Annotated in this window: 16 protein-coding genes; 9 read left to right on the forward strand and 7 right to left on the reverse strand. The window is 55.5% G+C overall.

All coding sequences use genetic code 11. The features are described from left to right. Positions 1–113: 113 nt before the first annotated feature. From rimK to AC5DDB_RS14975, 3 genes are all read right to left on the reverse strand, one after another. A complete protein-coding gene (gene rimK / locus AC5DDB_RS14965; protein WP_491740539.1) occupies positions 114–1,019 on the reverse strand; it encodes a 30S ribosomal protein S6--L-glutamate ligase in 906 nt (301 codons plus the stop codon). Then, positions 1,016–1,549 carry an ATP-dependent zinc protease family protein gene (locus tag AC5DDB_RS14970; protein WP_491740540.1) on the reverse strand — a complete coding sequence of 178 codons (534 nt, stop codon included), beginning with the start codon at positions 1,547–1,549 and terminating at the stop codon, positions 1,016–1,018. Before AC5DDB_RS14970 ends, rimK begins: the two co-directional genes overlap by 4 nt. 213 nt (positions 1,550–1,762) lie before the next feature. Then, positions 1,763–4,612: an Hsp70 family protein gene (locus AC5DDB_RS14975; protein WP_491740541.1), complete on the reverse strand. Its 2,850-nt coding sequence runs from the start codon at positions 4,610–4,612 to the stop codon at positions 1,763–1,765. Positions 4,613–4,763: 151 nt separating this feature from the next. Between AC5DDB_RS14975 and AC5DDB_RS14980 the strand changes: the two genes are divergently transcribed. Further along, positions 4,764–6,821 carry a Gfo/Idh/MocA family oxidoreductase gene (locus AC5DDB_RS14980; protein ID WP_491740542.1) on the forward strand — a complete coding sequence of 686 codons (2,058 nt, stop codon included), beginning with the start codon at positions 4,764–4,766 and terminating at the stop codon, positions 6,819–6,821. Between the two features lie 205 nt (positions 6,822–7,026). Here AC5DDB_RS14980 and AC5DDB_RS14985 read toward each other — a convergent pair whose 3' ends face one another. After that, entirely contained in the window at positions 7,027–7,980 is a 954-nt protein-coding gene (locus AC5DDB_RS14985; protein WP_491740543.1) for a C-terminal binding protein, read from the reverse strand. 130 nt (positions 7,981–8,110) lie between these two features. On the opposite strand from AC5DDB_RS14985, the gene AC5DDB_RS14990 reads away from it, so the two are divergent. After that, on the forward strand, positions 8,111–8,869 hold the full coding sequence (locus AC5DDB_RS14990) for an alpha/beta fold hydrolase (RefSeq protein ID WP_491740544.1): 759 nt from the start codon (positions 8,111–8,113) through the stop codon (positions 8,867–8,869). Here AC5DDB_RS14990 and AC5DDB_RS14995 read toward each other — a convergent pair. Next, positions 8,858–9,787, reverse strand: coding sequence for a GntR family transcriptional regulator (locus AC5DDB_RS14995; protein WP_491740545.1), 930 nt, complete (start codon positions 9,785–9,787; stop codon positions 8,858–8,860). The genes AC5DDB_RS14990 and AC5DDB_RS14995 overlap by 12 nt on opposite strands. 328 nt (positions 9,788–10,115) lie before the next feature. On the opposite strand from AC5DDB_RS14995, the gene AC5DDB_RS15000 reads away from it, so the two are divergent. Together AC5DDB_RS15000 and larB are read left to right on the forward strand one after the other, a co-directional pair. Beyond that, positions 10,116–11,096, forward strand: a complete 981-nt coding sequence (locus tag AC5DDB_RS15000) for a proline racemase family protein (protein ID WP_491740546.1) — start codon at positions 10,116–10,118, stop codon at positions 11,094–11,096. Positions 11,097–11,160: 64 nt separating this feature from the next. Continuing rightward, on the forward strand, positions 11,161–11,943 hold the full coding sequence (gene larB, locus AC5DDB_RS15005; protein ID WP_491740547.1) for a nickel pincer cofactor biosynthesis protein LarB: 783 nt from the start codon (positions 11,161–11,163) through the stop codon (positions 11,941–11,943). Here the strand turns inward: larB and AC5DDB_RS15010 are convergent. Next, entirely contained in the window at positions 11,940–12,941 is a 1,002-nt protein-coding gene (locus AC5DDB_RS15010) for a D-2-hydroxyacid dehydrogenase (RefSeq protein WP_491740548.1), read from the reverse strand. The two genes, larB and AC5DDB_RS15010, sit on opposite strands and share 4 nt — an antisense overlap. 205 nt (positions 12,942–13,146) lie before the next feature. On the opposite strand from AC5DDB_RS15010, the gene AC5DDB_RS15015 reads away from it, so the two are divergent. The 4 genes from AC5DDB_RS15015 (at position 13,147) to aroE (ending at position 16,012) form a co-directional block, all read left to right on the forward strand. After that, on the forward strand, positions 13,147–13,359 hold the full coding sequence (locus tag AC5DDB_RS15015) for a carbon storage regulator (protein ID WP_491740549.1): 213 nt from the start codon (positions 13,147–13,149) through the stop codon (positions 13,357–13,359). Positions 13,360–13,432: 73 nt separating this feature from the next. Then, a complete protein-coding gene (gene uppS, locus AC5DDB_RS15020) occupies positions 13,433–14,194 on the forward strand; it encodes an undecaprenyl pyrophosphate synthase (RefSeq protein ID WP_491740550.1) in 762 nt (253 codons plus the stop codon). An 8-nt stretch (positions 14,195–14,202) separates the two neighbouring features. Beyond that, entirely contained in the window at positions 14,203–15,108 is a 906-nt protein-coding gene (locus tag AC5DDB_RS15025; RefSeq protein WP_491740551.1) for a phosphatidate cytidylyltransferase, read from the forward strand. Positions 15,109–15,151: 43 nt separating this feature from the next. Beyond that, positions 15,152–16,012 (forward strand): shikimate dehydrogenase, encoded by an 861-nt coding sequence (aroE, locus tag AC5DDB_RS15030; protein WP_491740552.1) that lies wholly within the window; start codon positions 15,152–15,154, stop codon positions 16,010–16,012. 9 nt (positions 16,013–16,021) lie between these two features. Here aroE and AC5DDB_RS15035 read toward each other — a convergent pair whose 3' ends face one another. Beyond that, positions 16,022–16,975 (reverse strand): diguanylate cyclase domain-containing protein, encoded by a 954-nt coding sequence (locus AC5DDB_RS15035; RefSeq protein ID WP_491740553.1) that lies wholly within the window; start codon positions 16,973–16,975, stop codon positions 16,022–16,024. Positions 16,976–17,320: 345 nt separating this feature from the next. On the opposite strand from AC5DDB_RS15035, the gene AC5DDB_RS15040 reads away from it, so the two are divergent. Further along, positions 17,321–18,247 (forward strand): hypothetical protein, encoded by a 927-nt coding sequence (locus AC5DDB_RS15040; protein WP_491740554.1) that lies wholly within the window; start codon positions 17,321–17,323, stop codon positions 18,245–18,247.

Below are 18,247 nucleotides of genomic sequence, written 5' to 3' on the forward strand. Positions count from 1 at the left end.
AAAAGCCAGATTTTCGGATCGGACTGCCCGCGATTTCGCCTGACGTGCAGGTGATTCTAGTGTCGTGTCACGATCGAAATTCAACGGAATTCGGTTTGCGATTCAGCCCGACACTACCCCTTGGAACGAATTTGCTTCACGCCTTTGCCTTCGTTTTTCTCGATGAATTCAATGATTTTCGCGGCCACATTCACGCCGGTGGCTTGTTCGATGCCTTCGATGCCAGGCGATGAATTGGCTTCCATCACGACCGGTCCGTGATTGGACCGAAGAATATCGACCCCGGCGACATTGAGTGACAACGCTTTCGCCGTCCGGACAGCGGTGCTGCGTTCTTCCGGCGTCAATCGGATTTTCTCCGCAGTTCCGCCGCGATGGATGTTCGAACGAAACTCGCCCGGCTTCGCTTGGCGTTTCATCGAAGCCACAACCCGATCACCGACGACAAAACAGCGGATATCGGAACCGCCGGCTTCCTTGATGTATTCTTGCACGAGGATGTTCGCATCCAGGCCGCGAAACGCCTCGATCACCGCTTCCGCCGCTTTCCGGGTTTCCGCCAGAATCACGCCGATCCCTTGGGTTCCCTCCAGCAATTTGATCACGACCGGCGCTCCACCGACGATGTTCAACAGCCCGTCAATGTCCTTCGTGGCATGGGCAAACCCCGTCACTGGCAAGCCAATCCCCTTCCGGGCGAGCAACTGCATACAGCGGAGTTTGTCTCGTGATCGGCTAATTGCGAGGGAATCGTTCGTGGTGAAGACGTTCATCATTTCGAACTGCCGTACAACAGCGGTCCCGTAGAACGTCCATGTCGCAGCGATTCTCGGAATGACCGCGTCAAAGTCGTCGAGTGGTTCGCCCTGGTACATCACCTTCGGTCGATTCGCGGTGATATCCATGTAACAACGGAGATAATCGACGATCTTCACCGAGTGTCCACGTTCCTCGGCGGCTTCACGGAGTCGGCGAGTGGAATACAATGATGCTTTGCGGGACAGAATGGCAATTTTCATAATGACTTCTTGTCTTTAGACTTGATTGATCTTTTCTTTGTCCGTCGTTTTTTGAGTGCCTCCGGCAGTCCTCCCAGATGTGACCGCCCCGGATCGATGAGAAATCGATCGCGGACCGATTCTCGCCCCAGCAACATACGAAACCCCATTGTATCGCGATTGGCTAGTGTCAATTCAATTGGCCAAACATGGCCGAGTAATCGAACGTGGGTGACAATCACCGGCCGGACCGACTGATGACCGTTGGAACTCCGCACTTTTCGATATTCGAGTAACTTCGCTTCTGTGCGTACAGTTTCCTTCGTGCTGCGTTGGACCGGGTGGAGTTCGAACCGCAGGTACTTCTCTCCGTCACGTTCGAACGGTTCAATTTCGTAGGCGTGGATTGAGGATGTGCGAGCTCCGGTATCGATTTTCGCCTTGATGAAGTCCACGCCAAGGTCCGGCAACGCGAGCCATTCTCGCCAACCGATATGTGGGAACTCGCGAAACTTCCCGCGTAGTCTCGGTTTGTCTGGGTGTGGCGTCATGAATTCGCTCGATTCGGTTTTCGGGACCCTCTCGGATGGAATTGGACGAGGCGTTATCAGAACGTATGAAGAGCCCCTGTGCAACGCAGTTTGTATGGCATTTGCTTGGAGTCGCTGGAGATCCAGGTTCGTTCGGTCCGAGATACCAACGCGAATCCGCAATGACCGTCGACAAGGAAAACCTTACCATGGTCTCGGCGAGATTCCCGCAAATTATTTTTGCAGCCGCAGTCCGGGTGGCAACGACTCTCCGAAAACCTGGCCTGCTTCGGTGCGATCGAACTCCCCGCACTCCCGAACGAGTTGAGCCCAGTGCGGCGGCGCGTCTTCCGTTTCCAACCAGACAGCGGCCCGTTCTCGAAGCGATGCCGGAAGGTCACGGAACCGATCGTCCGTGCGACGAGCCAACAGCATCACCGTCAGATTTCCGACGGATCCCAAGGAACCGCGTGAAAGTAAGGTCTCCAACCACTTAGTCACGATCTCCGGCGGCAATACGGAGTTTAATGGGCCGTACATGGGCACTCGCTGACCGACACGTCCGAGTGCCCACAACAACGCATCCCGCACGGCTTGCATTTTCGGGCGGTCGTACAAGTCGAGCAGGATTTGGCCGAGTTCAATCCGCACGGGAACTTTCAATAACTCGAATGATCCAAGCATCCGCCAGATTTCCGCTTGCTCGTGCGAATTGTCCGTGAGACCGGCTCCGCCTTTGCCACGTCCGCTTGTCATTTGCTTGTGGAGCGGGCGAATCGAACTCAGCAGCGGCGTGGCCAGAGCTGTTTGTTGACCGGCCGACAATCCGCCACCGACCCGTCGCCAAAGCACCCACCACTCGGCACGGCACTGAGGATCGGCATGCACGAGTTTTCCTTGCAGCGTTTTCCAGGTCTCTGCGACTCGCCAATCATCGAGTGCAAACCCATAACCCGGTCGCAAACAGAAACCGACTGCGTTGAGCCAACGAGCCTCATGTTGCGGACCGCGTCGACGACCGGTTTCGTGGTCCATGAAGGAGTCCCACATCGAACGCAGAAGTGACGTCGGAAACTCCGATCGACTCAACGACAAACCGCGGGCGATGTCTTTCATCATCCGCGAGGGCTTGACTGTCGGATGATCACCGAATGTGTGTTGAATGATTTCGTCAGCTTGTCGTCGATCCTCATCGGAAAGAATCCCTTCCGCCTCGGCAGCCGACTCATGAGCGGCGATGTCCGTCTGCGTGGCCGTTCGTACGTCGAATTGCAGTTGCCAGCTCCGTGAGCCATTCGTCTGTCGACACCACATTTCCATCGTGCCGACCTCCGTGAGTTTGCCCACGAGTTCGACGGGAATCGGTTCGCCCGATGCGTGCCCACGCGACTTCAAAACGGTGCGAATTGGTGGCAAGGCTCGCATTTGTTCTGGATCGATTGGCACGATTTCGCCGGGTTTGTCCGTGAGTCGTGTGCTGGACACGAACAGCGGAAACTCGATCGGTTCGGATAACCGCAACAGGAATGACGGTTCCGCGATTTCTACGTCTTCCCCGGCTTCGATTCCTGCGGGCAGCAAACACATGGCCCGCGACGTGCCGGTCTCGTCTTCGATGCCGACATAGTAAGTGCGTGCCAATCCCGCCGCGATCCGCACGCCCTGCCCACGTCGCACCATGCCGTAGTAAGCGGCTCCGTGGGCGACGGCCAAATCGAGCCGCTCGTTCTGCAGGACGATCGGCGACCATGCTGGATCGTCGCTGCGGAACCAACTCGTCACCTGATCAATCAATCGTTGCCGCAACACGGTCGATGCAAAGAATCCGCCGTTAAACAGGATGATGTCCGGACGTGCGGAATCGTGATTCGAGGACGAATCGTCATCGTCAATCGACACGCCGCGATGAGCCGTCAGAAACGCCGCCAAGTAACGCGTGATCGCAGCGTCTTGGGCGTAGGGCAAACCGAACTCCTGAAAACCCGACTGACGGGACTCCGGTTTCGCTTCCAAATCGACGACCGGCAGAAACCCAGTTTGCAAGATCTCCAATGCTTCCGCCCGGGTGATCTCCGTTTGCAACCCGCCACCAATCAACCGCGATCCACTTCCCGGCAGCGTAACGGTGACACGTTCCGGCCCGTTGGTTTGGAGCAGGTCTTCTTTGACTTGCCGACATTGGCGGACAAGAACCGACCATTGTCGCGGCTCCAGTTTGCCCTCCGGCACGAGTTTCTGTTCCAAATGGTGAGCCAAAGCCAAATCAAGGTTATCGCCGCCAAGAATGAGATGTTCGCCGACGGCGATCCGATGAAACGCAACCTGGGCACCCTCGTTATCATTGGCCGAGGCTCGACGGACTTGGATCAACGTAAAATCGCTGGTACCACCACCGATGTCGCAAACGAGAATGCGTTGCCCCGGTGTAACGAGTTGGTCCCAATCGGTGCGGTGTTTATTGATCCACGAATAGAACGCCGCCTGCGGTTCCTCGATGAGTACCAAACGAGGCAAACCCGCTTGCCGACCAGCCTGCACAGTCAATTCCCTCGCGACTTCATCGAACGACGCCGGCAAGGTGAGCACGATCTCTTGTTCCGCGAGCGGATCGTCTGGAAACCGGGCATCCCACGCGGCACGGATGTGCTGTAGATATCGCGCACTCACCGTAACGGGGGAAAGCTTCTCGACATCGCTGGCTCCATGCCAAGGCAGTAAGTCAGCCGTGCGGTCGACACCTGAGTGACACAGCCAACTCTTCGCCGAAGCAATTGCCCGCCCGGGCACCATCCGTCCTTGCTCACGAGCAAACACGCCGACGAACGAACGCGAAGCGGATTCACCACTCCAGGGCAACTGCAACGCTTCCGGCGAAAACTCTTCGGCAGTCGCCTCATAATGAAAGCTGGGCAGGGTGCCGAGGGATTCGACTTCACCTGCCGCGACGAGTTGCGGAATTTCAAAGGTGCGAATGGCCCATTCGGGCTCATGGGCATCGACATAGGCCACGGCGGAATTCGTTGTGCCCAGGTCGATTCCCACAACAAAACGTGGACCGGTTGGCGGGTCGGCAGATAGACTCATAGAGTTCGTGACAGTTTCTTTTCAATCATTTTCGATACAGTGTCCGGCAATTATAGTGCGTGTGAAGTCGGGATCGTAGCGACAAAAGAACGAGCGATTTTGATGCGTTCGATTGCATCAACGAATCATGTTGTGATAATGAAGTCGCCTCGTGAATACGAACTTTCAATCGGAATTGATGATGTCTTTGCAAATGATGCTGTGTTGGCCGCTGGCTGTGGCGGCGGTTTTCTTCTCGTGTGAAACTCGCTGCGAAGCCGACGAAAGTCAGTCGCAAGCCCAGGCCAAATCGCTCGGACGTGTCGACGGGTTTGCCGACTGGGTGACGAGTGTTAAGTTCACGCCCGATGGCAAAACGGTGGCGGCGGGAAGTTACGACGAGGTCCAACTGATCGATGTCGAATCCCAAGAATCCGTGGCGAAACTAAAAGTCTCCGGCCAAGCGCAAGCATTGGCATTTTCACCCGATGGAAAAACACTTGCCGTCGGTGCGTTCCGCGGGATTGAGTTGTGGGATGTCGCCCAACGGAAACGGTTGGATTCGCTAATCGGCCATAGCGGATACGTGATGACCGTCGCATTTTCGAAAGACGGCTCACAGTTAGTCAGTGGCGCGGAAGATGGCACCGTTCGCGTGTGGGACGTGGACTCTCGCAAGTCGATTCGCACGATCGAAGGATTCGATCACCCAGTGATGGGCGTAGCGATCTCACCGAATGGTACCCAACTGGCGACCGCTTCAGGCGACGAAACCCGCGTGACACAACCCGGACCCGTTCGCGTCTGGGAATTGGAAACCGGGAAAGAAGTCGAGCTGAACCTTCCACCGCACGAAAAATACGGGACCAGTGTGACGTTTTCGCCGGACGGTCGCTGGTTAGTTTCGACCGGAGCCGACGAAAAGTGCAACGTCTACAACCTGGCAACTGGCAAGGCTCTTGGTTTCTTCGCCGGACATGGTCGCCCCGTGAATGCAGCGGTGTTTGCAGGGCACTCGGAAACGGTGGTCAGTGTTGCTGGTGGTCGCGCGAAGGGCGGCGACTTAGTCATGATCTGGAACCGCGAAGACGGTGAGGAACTAGCCAAAATTGAGGCCCACAAGGCGAAAATCACCAGCTGCGATTTGTCGTCGGATGGCAAGACCCTTGTCACCGGCAGTTACGATCAAACCATTGCGTTTTGGGACCTGGATCCTGTGTTACCGGAAATTGACGAGACACAACTGGCCGGTGCCGAGAAACCGTGGAAACTCGCCGGCCGAGAGGATTTGAAAGCGGGCATCATCGGGCTGGACACGTCGCACGTCCTTGCGTTCACAAAACTGTTGAACGCCGACAATCGCGAACCACCATTTGCAGGCATTCGTGTGGTGGCAGCGTACCCGAAAGGCAGCCCTGACATCGAGTCTTCCACCCAACGCGTGCCGATGTACACACGGACGGTCAAGGAGCAAGGCGTCGAGATTGTCGATTCCATCGAGGATTTGGTCAAAAAAGTCGACGTCGTTTTCTTGGAAACGAACGATGGTCGCCCGCATCTCGAACAGGTACTGCCGGTATTGAAAGCGGGTATTCCGGTGTTCGTCGATAAACCCGTCGCCGGTTCGCTGGCGGATGCCATCGCGATTTACAAAGCCGCTGAGCATTACGATGTGCCCGTGTTCTCCTCGTCATCGTTGCGTTATTCCACCGGGGCTCAGGAAGTATTGGCGGGCAAGATCGGCAAAGTCAAAGAAGCGACGACCTATAGCCCCTGCACATTGGAACCGACACATCCCGACTTGTTCTGGTATGGGATTCACGGCGTCGAATTGTTGTTCACGGTGATGGGGCCGGAAATCGAATCTGTGCGTCGCGTCGAAAGTAGTCGGCAACGGGATGTCGTCGAGGGCAAATGGAGCAACGGTCGCGAGGGCGTCTTCGAAGGGTATCGTGTCGGCAAAAAAGGTTACGGCGGAACGGCGATTGGTGAAAAGGGGTCTTCCGAACTCGGGCCATACAACGGTTATCAACCGTTACTCGAAGACATCGTCCGCTTTTTCCGTACGGGAAAACCGTCGGTGAGTCCTAAGGAAACTCTGGCAATCTACGCATTCATGGAAGCCGCCGACGAAAGCAAACGCCAAGGCGGCGTCGCGGTCCGCGTCGGCAGCGTCATGGAACTTGCGGAAAAAGAAGCAGACGCGAAACTCAAGAAACTGCTTGACTAAGTAATAGGTCAGTCCCAGTACGAATTCGCATTTGTCCGTGTTCACGGATGTCACTGCTGGCTCGTCCAGCAGTGTTTTTTTTGGCTACTCCCGGACCACTAGTCACTCGCACTGCTAGGCAAGCTAGCAGTAGCACACAACTTCTTTCGTTGTGATCGTTTGCGTTCCTTGCAATCTCACAGATGCGCAGTCGTAACAGCTTGACCTACGGATCTTTTGCATTGACGATGTTCTCCGGTTGTTTGCCGGAGAGCACGTCTACAATCTGTCTGGCGGCTCGCTCGCGGAGTTCCTGGAGACTCTCTTCGGAGAGAAACGCCGCGTGGGGAGTGGCGATGACACGTTCGTCGTGAAATATCGGATGCTGCAAGTCCGGTGGTTCCGGCGTGAAGACATCGAGTGCCGCCCCGGCGAGTTGCTCGGCTTCAAGTGCATCCGCTAACGCGTCCTGATCGACCAATCCGCCACGCGAAGTGTTGATGAGATACGCCGAGGGTTTCATTTGCGCGAATGTGTCGGCGTTCAATAATTTCTCGGTGGCGGGTTTGTGCGGAGCGTGCAGCGAGATGTAATCGCTACGCTGCAACAGTTCTTCGAATGAAACCATTTCGCATCCGGTTTCATGATCATTTCCCGACGGCGTGAACGCGATCACTTGCAAACCCAACGCGAGGGCTTTTTCACGCAGCGATCTTGCGGTCTTGCCGAAACCGACCAGCCCCAATATTTGCCCCCGCAATCGTTTCAACGGCGGACCGGCTTGCAACCGGTATTCGCCGTTATGGATTCGCTGATCGTAAAATGCAATTTTTCGCGCACACGCCAACAGCATTGCGAGTGCATGGTCGCTGACTTCATCGACGCAGTAATCCGGCACATTCGTGACAAGAATGTTTCGCTCGCTCGCGGCGGTAATGTCGATGTTATCAAGACCGATGCCAAAGCGGCTGATGACTTGGCATTTCGTTGTCGCTTCGATGATATCGCGACCGACCGGTGCCCAACATGTGCCGATGGCATCCGCCGATGTCGCCAGTCGCAGTAAGTCCGGTGGCCCGGTTGGTTCGATTAATTCCGCGTCGATTTCATGAAGGATCTCCCGTTCCACGTCGGCATCGGGCCAGGCACGGTCCGTTAAAATCACATGGAATTTGCCCATCTTCGACGTCCCCGAACAAGATACCTGCAAAATCGTTGCTATTTCATTGTTCGCGGAGTGATGTTCTGATGCAATAGCGTGAGTATTGTTTCAATAACGGAATTCCAGCCGCGAGTGAGATTCCCAATCCATGAGTTCGAAACCGTTTTTGATCTTCCTACCTGGACTGGATGGAACAGGTCGTCTGCTGTTTCGGCAGACACGACTTCATGATGAATATCGCGTGGCTTGCGAAAACTATCCGCAGGACAGATCGCACACGTATGTTGAACTTGCCGACCACGCCGCGGAACGAATTCGAAACGAGAACGACGGACGATCGTGTATTGTGCTGGCGGAGTCGTTTGGTGGGGCGGTCGCGCTCACCTTGGCCGAGCGTCACCCGGAACTCATTCAACGAATGGTGTTGTCCAACACCTTTGCATACTTCGCTCGGCGTTGGTTGATCAGCCCCGCATCGATGTTGAGTTTCCTTGCACCGAACTCGCCGTCACCTGCCTGGACGCGTCGGCTGCGGGGTTGGATGTTGTTCGATGACGCCTTGCCAAACGACGTACAGAACGGTGTCTGGGAGCGGACTGCCGATGTCCCGGCGAAATCGATGGCGCGACGCGTTCGCATGTTGGCCAAAGTCGACTTACGAGACAATCTTACCGAGTTACGAGTTCCGACCGCCGTGATCGTTTCACCCAACGATCGCCTCGTGCCTCCGCGATGCGGGCGGCTGATCGCCGAACGGATGCCGAACGCCGAAATCATCGAACGCCCCGTCGGTCACGCCGCCCTGCTCCATCCAGAAATTTGTATCCACGAAATACTTGTCGACGAAACACTCTGGGAACGGCTTTCTCAAAATTCCGAATCCGGCCAGGCGACTTCAGTTGTCTGAGTTCGACTTCACAGTGGGAATCTTGACTTCTTCCAGCACGGACAATTGTTCGGGATCTTCTTCGAGAAGCCGGATCACTTTTCGGACGGCCGGTTCCTGGGCGCGGATGTGGTTCGACAAGGCGGCCCGTGCGGTCGACCATTTCTTTGCAAGCATGGCTTCCAGAATTTCGCGATGCTGGCCGGCCATCTCCGCGATGACATCTCCACCTAACGCAGCGAAGTCAAACAAGGCCCGATAGTAGCCGCCGTAGTGGGCGAAGAAATCTCGGATGTACCGATTCCGAGCCTTCTTGACGATGTAATGGTGAATGTGATTGTCGAGTCGTCGCGCGACCCCATCGTCATCCGGTTGATTCCCCGCCAACATACGTTCCAAGTCGGCATTCTCGAATCTCGGGCGAGCCAAGTCGAAGGCTTTGAGTTCCAACATCTCTCGGACATCGATGTACGACGCCAAGTCTTCTTCGTGAAACGGACGAATCCGCCAACCGCGTCTTGGCACGTGCTCAAGCACACCCGCGCCAGAGAGTCGACTGAAGATCCGGCGGAGCAACGTGCGACCAATCCCAAATTGATTGGCGAATGCTTCCTCACGCAGAAAGATCGGTTCGCCCTGCAAACTTTGGAGCAACACGTGTTGCATCAGGACATCGTCCCAGTTTGTCGGGGCGTCCGGTCGAATCGGAAGAACTCGCCCGTCGCTTTGCCCGACATGTTGCGGGTTCACGATCAATCGCCGATTGGTTCCCTTGATCAAGATTCCCTGATCGAGCAGTTCATCCACCGCTTCTCGAACGGGAGTGAGACTGACTTCGTACTGATCCGCAATGGCTGCCAGGGTGAATTTCTCTGGCATATCCCGCCCGGCCCGAATCCGAGCCTCGAGGTCTTGGCGGATGTAAGTCGCTATCGTCATTGTTGCTCTGCTCGCAGGTTTCGCTTTGAATACCACAGATTGTGGATAGAATCGCCATGGACCGCAACCGTACAGTTCACCATTTGCCAGGAGAACGGTGTAAGAGTTTGGTTGTGAGGCCCGTGGAGCATCTTGCGAACGCTACTTCTTGACGGTCTAACACACTTTCACCGCAGACACAAATATGTTGCAATGTTTCGTCTGTGCTCAAGCCCTCCGGCAGGCATCGATTTCCGCTGCGAATCCGAAACGTATCGTGTGAGCGCAGCGGGATCGACGGAGACCATGACCTCTGTTCGTCGGACTTCTCGACGATGAAATTAGCAAGATGACACACACGCAATACAGCGGACTCAGTTTTGTGGAAGTGATCGACACCCACACTGCGGGCGAACCGACGCGTGTCGTCGTTGGTGGTGGTCCGGATTTGGGGAGCGGATCACTCGCGGAAAGACGAGAGCGTTTCCGCGACGAGTTCGACGAATTTCGTTCCGCCATCGTCAACGAGCCGAGAGGGTCCGATGTTTGGGTTGGCGCACTCCTGTGCGAACCGGTCGACTCGACGTGTGCGGCAGGCGTTATTTTCTTCAATAACGTCGGTGTGCTCAACATGTGTGGGCATGGCACGATCGGTTTGCTGGTCGCCTTGGGACATCTCGGCAAAATTACGGCCGGCATCCACAGCATTGAAACCCCGGTTGGTGTGGTCTCCTGTCGTTATGACGGACGCAACCGTGTGTCCGTCGAAAATGTCCCGGCTTACCGACATGCAAAGCAGGTACCGATTACGATTCCCGATGTCGGAACAGTTCACGGAGATATCGCATGGGGCGGAAATTGGTTTTTCCTGTGCGAGGATCATGGCGAATGTCTCTACGCCGAAAACATTCCGCGTCTGTTGGCACTTACAGAACAAATTCGCGAGAGTTTAGCCCGCGAGGGGATTACCGGTGCTGACGATGGTGAGATTGACCATGTGGAACTTTTCGGTCCACCGCAAAGCGATACCGGCAACAGTCGCAATTTCGTGCTTTGTCCGGGTGGTGCGTACGATCGATCGCCATGCGGCACCGGGACAAGTGCGAAAGTGGCATGTTTGGCCGCCGATGGGAAACTTCGGCCGGAAGAAGTCTGGCGACAGGAAAGTATCATCGGCAGCATGTTTGAAGCGAAGTACCATCTGCTCGACGAACACCGTGTGAGCCCCACAATTAGCGGAGAGGCATTTGTAAATGCCCAGGCGAAACTCGTCCTCGATCCGCAAGACCCATACTGCTTCGGTATCCGGACAGCATCAATGATGCGTTGATTCAAGGTCGCGATTGTCGGACGAAGTTCGGTCGTCAGAATTCTATTGTTACGAGGTCGTTGTTGTGACTGATCCAATTTTGTTGGAACTGTTGGAGTCGTTTCGTGGTGGTGGGCTGTCGACCGACGACTTAGTTCAGCGACTGAACCCATCGATGTTGCCGTCGACTCAGTCAACAGAGAACGCGTGTGTCGACTTAGACCGCAGTCGGCGATGCGGCTTCCCGGAAGTGATCTATTGCGAAGGCAAAACGGTCGATGCTGTGTTGGATGTCGTGCGAGTCCTGAAGGAACATGGGCAACCGGTTTTGGGGACGCGAGTCTCTGCCGATCAAGCGGCAGCGGTGCACGAAGCGTTCCCAGACATTGTCTACAATAGCACCGCCCGAACGATTCGGTCGCTCCGACACACGCATGATACAGCAGTCGGTCGTGTCCCGGTCATCACCGCTGGCACCACTGATCGCCCGGTGGCCGAGGAGGCTTTGGAGACTTTGCGGTGGATGCAGGTCAGTACGGAGTTGCTGGTTGATGTCGGTGTCGCAGGTCCACAGCGGTTGATCGGCGTGTTACCTCAACTCAGAAATGCGGACGCCGTGGTTGTTGCTGCCGGGATGGAAGGTGCGTTGCCCTCCGTGGTCGGCGGCCATTTGGATTGCCCCGTCGTCGCCGTGCCGACAAGCGTCGGTTATGGTGCAGGTGCCGGCGGCTACGCAGCACTGCTGGGAATGCTTAACAGTTGTGCTGCGAACGTGACGGTCGTCAACATCGACGCCGGTTTCAAAGCCGGATACATCGCCGGTTTGATCGCAAAACGTCGCACCCCGACCAATCAAACCGCTGACTAAAACCACTGGGCTTTATCGACGACATTCATCAATGGTTCTCCTGCAGCGAACCGTCGTAAGTTCTCGAGCAAAGTTTCGAGATGTCGTTTCGGCACATGCACCGAAGCGGCGGCAACGTGCGGTGTGATGATCACATTGGGCATTCGCCACAACGGATGTTCGCTCGGCAACGGCTCGACCTCACACACATCGAGCGCCGCCCCGCCGATCTGTTTTGTCTCCAATGCCGTGGTGAGATCATCGAGATCGACGATAACTCCACGACCGATGTTAACCAGCACGGCTGTCGACTTCATTTTGGCGAATTGCGGTTCTCGGAAGAGTTTTTCCGTGCTGGGCGTATGAGGTGCGGCGATGACGACAAAGTCGCTCTGCTTAAGCAAGTCATCTAACCGTTCCGGAGGCCAAATCTCTGGGAGCACGTGTTCAACCGATTTCTGAACCGGGTCGACTCCCAGGATTTTCATGCCGAAAGCACTTGCTCGACGTGCAATTTCCGCACCGATGGCACCCACGCCGACGATCCCGATCGTACAATCACTGAGATGCATGTGACTTTGATCAATCGCTGTCACATGGCCGGGACCAGCGGCGAAGCCTGCGCGAGTTTCTTCACCACCGACGGGCTGCCACTGTCCGGTCTGTTGTTGTCGGATGTATGTATGCAAGTTTCGGGCGAAGCATAGGATGTAACCGAAAACGTGATCTGCGATCACGTCACTGAACAGCCCTCGCATGTTGCTCAGTTGGCAGGGGTGTGCGACCAACTCGGGAAATACAAAGTGCTCCAAACTCGCGGTCGGGGATTGCACCCACTTCAATTGTTTCGCTTGACTGAGCAGTAAGGGGGTCATTTTGCCGAAGAAGGCGTCGGCATCGGCAATTTCCTCGGCTGCGTCGGTCTCGGTTGAAGCATTGACGACCACTCCGTTTGTGAACGCCTGTCGAATTCGCTCGAGACGCGCGGCGTCGACCTCCGGCCAAATCACTAATTTCATGACGCTTTTGATCCGAGAAAAAATTCAGAATTCGAATTGAGTGTCAAGCGTATTTCAACGTTTCAAATTCGTTTCTTCAAGCTCGAAAAAACACCCCTGCCGCCGCTTGTGTCATGGGATGTGCATCATCAGAATACGCCGATCTTGAGTCGGTTTGATTGTTCAAGCCGACTTCGAACGATTTATACGCGAATGAGGCGTGTTGATGAAGATTTTCACTCGTTCCGAATCCCAGGGCGTTGTGATTGACGGTAACATGCATGTCACCGTAATAGAAATTGCTGATACTTTCGTTCGAGTGGCTATCCACTCGCCCGAAGTGGCCGGTTCTTATCGAGAAGAAATTATCACACTGGCTGATGATCAAGCAGAACCGCAAGCCGATTGTCTGCCAGTCGCTGCGGAGTCCGTTGGCTGAAGGAAGAAATGACCACATATCGCCGAGTCGCCATTCAAACGATAGAGACATCCATTCGCGGGGAATTCGCCTCGTGAGCCGTGAAACGGAGTACTCATCCGCAAAACTGCGTGAATTGGGGATCGATCCCGAACGTCTGCCACGACACATTGCCGTCATTATGGACGGCAACGGTCGTTGGGCGATCTCGCGCGGACTTCCGCGAATCGAGGGACACCGCCGGGGTGTGGAAAGCGTGCGGACAATCGTCGAGGAGTGTGCGCGAATCGGTATCGAGCAGGTCACCCTGTATTGCCTGAGCAGCGAAAACTGGAAGCGACCCCAGGAAGAGTTGGATTTGCTGATGCAACTCTTGGAGCAGTATCTCGTCGAAGAACGAACCGAGATCATGCGACAGGAATTGCAGTTCGCTGTGATCGGACGCCGAGACGGATTAAGTGAGGGAGCGATCCGCGAGATCGACAAGACTCTTGAAGTCGCAAGTGCGAATACCGGAATGCGGCTGTGCTTAGCGATCAATTACGGTTCACGCGGCGAAATCGCGAACGCAGTTCGACGGATTGCTGAACAGGTTCAAAGCGGTGAACTGACGACGGATGCGATCGACGAGCAATGCATTTCTGACCATCTCGATACGGCCGGCATGAGTGATCCCGATTTGGTCATTCGAACCGCCGGGGAAATGCGAGTCAGCAATTTTCTCCTGTGGCAAATTAGTTACGCGGAGCTGTTCGTTACACAGAAACATTGGCCGGAATTCCGTTTGCCGGATCTTGTTGAGGCCTTGAAGTCGTTCGCAGCTCGCGATCGTCGGTTCGGCGGCTTGAAAGGCTAATACATACGATGCTTGGTTGGCGGATCGGAATTTCAGTTGTCCTCGTGCCGGCACTCGTTGGCGTATTCATGCTCGACCACCGCACAGGAGCAGCCGCCCCATATCTGCTCGGTTTGTGTCTGGCGGTCGGTTTGCGGGCGGTCTGGGAATTATGCGGGTTGCTCGATGTCCGGGCCTCGCGACCGTCATTTCTGATGACCGCGATCTGCACCGGATGTGTGATTGCATCCGGTTGGACGGGGCATCTTTTTGATCTGCCGTTGTTAGGCGATGTTCGGACTCTCGAAGTCGTTGCAATCGCGGTCTCGTTGTCTATGTTGGCGTTGTTCTTGCGATCGGCGGCGATCTTTCACGAACCGGGACACAGCATCGACACGCTAGGAGCCGAACTTCTCGCAACCATCTACATCGGAATGTTGTTGGCGGTGACGGCACAACTTCGCTGGGTCGCGGGGGCTCAGGCAGGGTATTTAGTGCTCGGGTCGCTTGTGATCGCGACAAAGTGCGGCGACATCGGAGCGTATTTTCTCGGGCGATTCTTCGGCAAACGGAAGTTAATCCCACGACTGAGCCCAGGCAAAACACGCATGGGGGCTGTCGGTGCGTTCTTGGCATCGGGATTGGGAGCCTGGGCCTGGTTGACCTGGGCAACTCCATGGTTCAACTCCGCCTGGACACCGCCGTCTTGGTATTGGTGCGTGCTTTACGGCGTGATTCTAGGACTGGTGGGCCTCATTGGCGACCTGTGTGAGTCACTCCTAAAACGCGATTGCGGAAAGAAGGACTCGTCGTCTTTGTTGCCGGGGTTTGGGGGCATCCTCGATCTCATCGACAGTGTGTTGTATGCTGGTCCCGTTGCCTACCTCTTGTGGAAAATCCTTCCATTGGCAACCTGGATGACCTCCGCCAATTAATTCACCACCAACAGTTCAACTTCATTGATTCACGAGCCCACTTATGTCGACACCGCGTTCGTTTCAGCAGGAACTCGTTTGTGTTTTCGGTCAGCCCGTCGCAGAAAACCCGACGCAAGCCATGATCGAAGCCGCCTTTGAACACCACGATTTGGCCTGGCGATACTTGACGATTGAAGTATCACCGGCGAACTTGGGCGATGCCGTGCGTGGATTGCGTGCGATGGGTTTCCGCGGTGGCAACCTAACCATTCCGCATAAGGTGGCCGTTATCGAACACCTGGACGGACTCAGTGACGCAGCCGAGCGGATCGGAGCGGTCAACTGTATGGTTTGGCAGGACGGTAAGTTGATCGGCGAAAACACCGATGGCAAAGGGTTCGTCGAATCACTTTCCGAGGTGACGAATCCCAACGGAAAACGCGTTGTCTTGTTCGGTGCCGGTGGTGCGGCCCGTGCGATTGCCGTCGAAACGGCACTTGCGGGCGCGACGCATTTCACGATCGTCAACCGATCGGTCGAGCGTGGTCAGCAGCTGACAAGTCTCGTGAACGAACGCACGGAAGCTCAAGCGGAATTCGTCCATTGGACCGACGAATTCGCGATTCCGGAAGGCACTGATGTCGTCATCAATTCGACTTCGATCGGTCTGTTTCCGAATGTCGAAGAACGCGTCGCGGTTCAGGCGGATACGCTGAAATCGAATATGGTGGTTGCCGACGTCATCCCCAATCCGCCGAAGACACGCTTCCGCGCTGAAGCGACCGAACGGGGATGCACCACACTCGACGGCCTCGGCATGTTGGTGAACCAAGGCGTGATCGGCTTCCGCCTGTGGTCGGGTGTCGATCCCGACCCGGCGGTGATGCGGAAAGCGTTGGAAGACGTCTTTGGCGAGTCCTAGTCCGGCAACTCAGCAAACGCGGTTGCGTCCTTCGTTTTTTGCTGTGTACAGCCATGCATCCACGCTAGCTATCAGAGTTTCCGTCGTGACATCCGACGTGTGCGGGGCCAGTGCGGAATCCATTGTTGGATGTGGTGTTTCGAGCACCAGTTGGTCGTCATCAGTGACGTACGCGGTCGTCACCCCCACGCTAATGGTGATCGAAAAGTCTCGACAGACGCCGCCGAATGTGTCTAACTCGGCGACTGTGCGGCAAATCTCGGCAATTTCCTTGGCTTCTCGGTAATTTGTATCGCTGAGAAGCACGATGAATTCGTCGCCGCCAAAACGGGACATGATGTGATCGGTCGAGAGGATCGTGAGAAGTCGTCGTGTGAGGTCGACCAATGCCCGGTCCGCTGCCATATGACCGTATTCATCGTTGATCGTCTTAAACTTGTCGACGTCGAACATCATCAACGAGATCGGTTGACCGGATCGCTTGGAACGAGCCAGGTCCCGTCGTAAGGCTTCCTCGAAATATCGCCTTGTAAATGCCCCGGTGAGACCGTCACGGGTCATCATCGCGTATGCGGTCTCGTGATACTCCGCCTCGATGTGGTCGGCACCGAGGAACTTGAAAATTTGATTACCAATTCGAATTCGATCGCCGGCCTTCAAACGAACTTCTTCGTTGGCCTGGTCGTTGACGAATGTCCCGTTAGTGCTTTGTAGATCGCGAATGAAATACGACCCATCGCGGAAATGAATCGCACAGTGTTTCCGCGAAACCGAGTCGCCTTCCAACGTTAGGCCACATTGTCGTCCGCGTCCGATGATGAACGGATTCTCCGAAATTCTCAGTAACCCGGCATCCAGTTCCAGCGGATATATCTGTACCAGACACGCCTGCCCTTCCCGGACTTGCGAGCCATCGTTTACGTTCTCGATTTTTCTCAATGTTGATGTTTCGTGTGTGGTCATTTGTCGATCCAAGATCGCCCGTGCGGAAATACGAGTTTCGTCGATGGCAAGTTTGGGATCTGTGACGCACCAAGTCGCAACGGATTGCAAAAAGGGCCGGTGGAATCGTCCCGAGGACGCGTCTAAGAACGATTGTGACGGTTACACGGGGGACAACGAGAAGCTGGCTGGACTCAAAGCGTTCAGAATCGCAGTTGCCGAGCTTGTGGGGAAGTCGCTAACGTATCCGTCTGTCTCACGTCCTTAAGCCTCGCAGTGTCGATGATGTCTGATCCCCCACTCGCGAAAACTCTTATCGGCCTGAAGGAGTGCGTTTTATTACGTTTATCTGCGGCCGGGAAATCCGTGTCGCCTGATCAACTGACCGACGCGCTCGGCCCGTTGTACATCAGTCCGCTTGAGCTCGAAGTGGATCAGTGGAACCATGCGTTGGAGACAGTTGTCGGAGAGCTGAAACGGGAACACTTGGTTTCCTTTGCGTCCAGCCAGGTCACCAGACAAGGCCACGAGTTGCTCCGCGATTTTCTGGGACTCCACTCGCCGCCGGACAGCGAGCGATGGGCGACTTTGCGAAACCGGTATCTGATTGCCAAGGCTCTCGGGGTTTGTCTTGAGAACGACTCCGATTGGCAACGACTCGGCACCGCTGACGGACTGCGTGTCGCGGTCATGGTGCAAGGCTATGAGTTACCGGTGAGTCCTGTAGTCAGCGTATCGGAATGTCTCGACGAACTGGCTCGTCGACAGCTATCTAGGACGACAACAACGAGCGATGACGACGTTTTTGCAAGAGATCAAGTGCTCTCGACCCGTTTGATGCCTGGGCTCTCGGGAAAACCAGAACGCGTATTACCCATGTTGCTGACCGAGGCGGTGGACGATTCGCCTGAGTCGATACGAACTGCGGTACTACAGAATTGGGTTCGTCGGCTGAACGGAGTCGAAGCGCGCAAACCGTCTGAATCGGGGTTCGATCTGAAAACCTTTTCCCAACGGGTTCAACATGCCGGCGAGTTAGTCGAGCTACCCCGTTATGGAGAATCGAAGGTGTTCATCCAGCACGTTTGGGACGTGTTCCGCAAGCAGTCGGACGAGACCCAGTGGTCACTCGCGGACTTCAAACAACGACTCGTCGAAGCGAACCGGGAAAACTTGGTCACGCTCAGTCGCGCCGACCTGGTGGGTGTGATGGATCTGCAGTTGATTCAGGCCTCAGAAATTCGGCTTCCGCACGCCACATTTCACTTCGTTCGTCTGCAGTCCTCATCGTAA

The sequence above is a fragment of the Thalassoroseus sp. genome (assembly GCF_984380535.1).

Coding starts and splice junctions, on each gene's coding strand:
- aroE (WP_491740552.1), top strand. CDS start 15,152: ATGTCGACACCGCGTTCGTTTCAGCAGGAACTCGTTTGTGTTTTCGGT.
- AC5DDB_RS15025 (WP_491740551.1), top strand. CDS start 14,203: ATGCTTGGTTGGCGGATCGGAATTTCAGTTGTCCTCGTGCCGGCACTC.
- AC5DDB_RS15015 (WP_491740549.1), top strand. CDS start 13,147: ATGAAGATTTTCACTCGTTCCGAATCCCAGGGCGTTGTGATTGACGGT.
- rimK (WP_491740539.1), bottom strand. CDS start 1,019: ATGAAAATTGCCATTCTGTCCCGCAAAGCATCATTGTATTCCACTCGC.
- AC5DDB_RS14995 (WP_491740545.1), bottom strand. CDS start 9,787: ATGACGATAGCGACTTACATCCGCCAAGACCTCGAGGCTCGGATTCGG.
- AC5DDB_RS14990 (WP_491740544.1), top strand. CDS start 8,111: ATGAGTTCGAAACCGTTTTTGATCTTCCTACCTGGACTGGATGGAACA.
- AC5DDB_RS15035 (WP_491740553.1), bottom strand. CDS start 16,975: ATGACCACACACGAAACATCAACATTGAGAAAAATCGAGAACGTAAAC.
- AC5DDB_RS15000 (WP_491740546.1), top strand. CDS start 10,116: ATGACACACACGCAATACAGCGGACTCAGTTTTGTGGAAGTGATCGAC.
- AC5DDB_RS14970 (WP_491740540.1), bottom strand. CDS start 1,549: ATGACGCCACACCCAGACAAACCGAGACTACGCGGGAAGTTTCGCGAG.
- AC5DDB_RS15010 (WP_491740548.1), bottom strand. CDS start 12,941: ATGAAATTAGTGATTTGGCCGGAGGTCGACGCCGCGCGTCTCGAGCGA.
- AC5DDB_RS14975 (WP_491740541.1), bottom strand. CDS start 4,612: ATGAGTCTATCTGCCGACCCGCCAACCGGTCCACGTTTTGTTGTGGGA.
- AC5DDB_RS14985 (WP_491740543.1), bottom strand. CDS start 7,980: ATGGGCAAATTCCATGTGATTTTAACGGACCGTGCCTGGCCCGATGCC.